This window comes from Gammaproteobacteria bacterium, from assembly GCA_028817255.1.
In the GTDB taxonomy this organism is placed as follows: Bacteria; Pseudomonadota; Gammaproteobacteria; order Porifericomitales; family Porifericomitaceae; genus Porifericomes; species Porifericomes azotivorans.
Genome location: JAPPQA010000178.1, coordinates 1 through 2,437, shown reverse-complemented (window position 1 = coordinate 2,437; position 2,437 = coordinate 1). Strand labels below are relative to the sequence as shown.

The window sequence follows — 2,437 nt, the reverse complement described above, 5'->3', positions numbered from 1 at the left end:
GACATCGGGCTTGCGCCCTCGTCTTGCCGACTCCCCCTCAAGGGGGGAGTGATGCGCGCGAAAGCAGAACTCCATGGCAGATTAGAGAGAGCCGCTTTTCTTCCCCTCGATTGCGTAACGGCTTGGGGGCGCGGCTGCCGCGCTGGTTCCCCGTACTGCGCCCAGGCTTCGGAGCGGGCCTCGAATCGTGATCTGGGTAAAGGCCCTGCATATCGTTTTTGTCATGGCATGGCTCGCCGGCCTGCTCTACCTGCCGCGGCTGTTCGTGTATCACGCCATGTGCGAGGATGCGCCCGGCAAAGAGCGCTTCAAAGTGATGGAGCGCAAATTGCACAACGGCATCATGGCGCCCAGCGGCATCCTGTCCCTGGTCTTCGGCCTGTGGCTGCTGTTCGGGCAATCCTGGAACGCCTACCCGGGCCAGTGGTGGCTGCACCTGAAATTGTTTCTGGCCGCATTGCTGATCGCCTATCATCTTTACTGCATTAAATTGTTGGCCGACTTCCGGCTGGAGCGCGGCATCCGTTCCCATGTGTTCTATCGTTGGATCAACGAGGTGCCGGCAGTGCTGATGCTGGGCATCGTCCTGCTGGCGGTGGCAAAGCCATTCTAGCCGCCCGCTCTTCCCCCGCCGCAGCCGGCGCCGCGCCGGCTGGCCGCCGGCAACCCGCGGTGCTGGCCATAGCCGGGCACGACCCCACCGGCGGCGCGGGCATACAGGCCGATATCGAGGCCATCGTCGGCCTGGGCGGGCGGCCAGTCACGTTGATCACGGCGCTGACGGCCCAGAACACGCGGCAATTCGAGCGCCTGCTGCCCCAGGAACCCGAGCAGCTGCTGTGCCAGGCGCGCCTGCTGCTGGCCGACACGACGGTACGGGCATGCAAGGTCGGCGCCCTGGGCAGCGCCGCCTTGGCCGAGGCGGTGGCGGAGACGCTGCGAATGGCGGGCCTGCCGCCCGTGGTGCTGGATCCTGTGCTGCGCAGCACGACGGGCGGAGTCCTGCTCGACTCGCGGGGGCAGGACGCGCTCTTTGCCCGCTTGCTGGCGCACACCGCCGTGCTGACGCCCAACCTGGAGGAGGCGCGCCGCCTCTCGGGTCATGCGGCGCCGGCGCGGGCGGCGGCGGCGCTGCTGGATGCCGGGGCCGCCCACGTGCTGATCACCGACACCGAAGCGGAGGCGGACGAAGTATGCAACATCCTCTACGGCCGCGACGGCAAGCTGCAAGAGTGCCGCTGGCCGCGCCTGGCCGGCGCCTGCCACGGCTCGGGATGCACGCTTTCCGCGGCCATCGCCGCGGGCCTGGCCGCCGGCCGGGACGTGCCCGAGGCAAGCGTCCTCGCCCAGGAATACACCTGGCAGGTGCTGCGGGATGCCGGCGCGCCCGGCGACGCGCGGGGCCGCGCGCGCCCCCCCGGTCTGCGCCGGGGAACGGCGCCGGTCTCATGAGCCGGCTGCGGATGCATCCGGAGCGCGGCCTGTACGCCATCGCCGACGCCGGCACGGTCCCCGCGGAGCGGTTGCCGGCGCTCAGCGACCGGGTGCTGGCGGGCGGGGCGGTCATGCTGCAATACCGCGACAAGATCAGCCAGCCCTCCGTCCGGGAACGTTGCGCCCTGGCCCTGCGCGACGCCTGCCGCCGCTGGCGCGTGCCGTTTCTCGTCAACGACGACCCGGCCCTGGCCGCCCGGGTCCGGGCCGACGGCGTGCACCTGGGGCGCGCGGATCCGGGCCTCGCCGAGGCCCGCGCGCTGCTGGGCGCCGGGGCCATCATCGGCATTTCCTGCTACGACAGCCTGGAGCGCGCGCGACAGGCGCAGGCGGCGGGCGCGGACTATGTGGCCTTCGGCAGTTGCCATCCTTCCGGGACCAAGCCGGGGGCGGTGCGCGCCACGCCCGCGCTGTTGCGCCGCGCGCGGCGGACGCTGGCGATCCCCATCGCCGCCATCGGCGGGGTCGCCGTGGAGAATGCCGCCGGCCTGCTGCGGGCCGGCGCCGGCCTGCTGGCGGTCGTGCGGGACCTCTACCTGGCCCCCGACCCGGAGGCGAGGGCCCGCCAGTACCGGCGGCTGTTCCCGAGCGGGCCCCGCGACGGCCGCCCGCTGCCTGCCGCGCCCCCCGTCTCGTCCCCGGCTGCGCCTCCCGTCTCGTCATGAGCGCCGCCATGAAACAGCGCCTCGCCGCCGCGCAGCACTGCATCCCCGGGGGCGTCAACTCCCCGGTGCGCGCCTTCGGCTACGTCGGCGGCGAGCCCGTGTTCATGGAGCGCGGCAAGGGCGCCTGCCTGTACGACGCCGACGGACGCGCCTACCTGGACTACGTCTGTTCCTGGGGCGCCATGATCACGGGCCACGCCGACCCGCGAATCGTGGCGCGCGTCCAGGAACAGGCCGCAAAAGGACTGGGCTTTGGCACGCTCACCGAGCTGGAGACC

Annotated in this window: 4 protein-coding genes; all 4 read left to right on the top strand. The window is 71.9% G+C overall.

Annotation, left to right across the window (positions count from 1 at the left end):
- Positions 1 to 187 precede the first annotated feature (187 nt).
- Positions 188 to 613, top strand: a complete 426-nt coding sequence (locus OXU43_07205; GenBank protein MDD9824942.1) for a CopD family protein — start codon at positions 188 to 190, stop codon at positions 611 to 613.
- Positions 614 to 672: 59 nt separating this feature from the next.
- Positions 673 to 1,452 carry a hydroxymethylpyrimidine/phosphomethylpyrimidine kinase gene (locus tag OXU43_07200; GenBank protein MDD9824941.1) on the top strand — a complete coding sequence of 260 codons (780 nt, stop codon included), beginning with the start codon at positions 673 to 675 and terminating at the stop codon, positions 1,450 to 1,452.
- Positions 1,449 to 2,159 carry a thiamine phosphate synthase gene (gene thiE, locus OXU43_07195; protein MDD9824940.1) on the top strand — a complete coding sequence of 237 codons (711 nt, stop codon included), beginning with the start codon at positions 1,449 to 1,451 and terminating at the stop codon, positions 2,157 to 2,159. The genes OXU43_07200 and thiE overlap by 4 nt, the downstream gene beginning before the upstream one ends.
- On the top strand, positions 2,156 to 2,437 hold a 282-nt coding region (locus OXU43_07190), incomplete at its 3' end, for an aminotransferase class III-fold pyridoxal phosphate-dependent enzyme (GenBank protein MDD9824939.1). The genes thiE and OXU43_07190, both read left to right, overlap by 4 nt.

Excerpts from the sequence above, each read along its gene's own strand:
- thiE (MDD9824940.1), top strand. The coding sequence starts at position 1,449 with ATGAGCCGGCTGCGGATGCATCCGGAGCGCGGCCTGTACGCCATCGCC.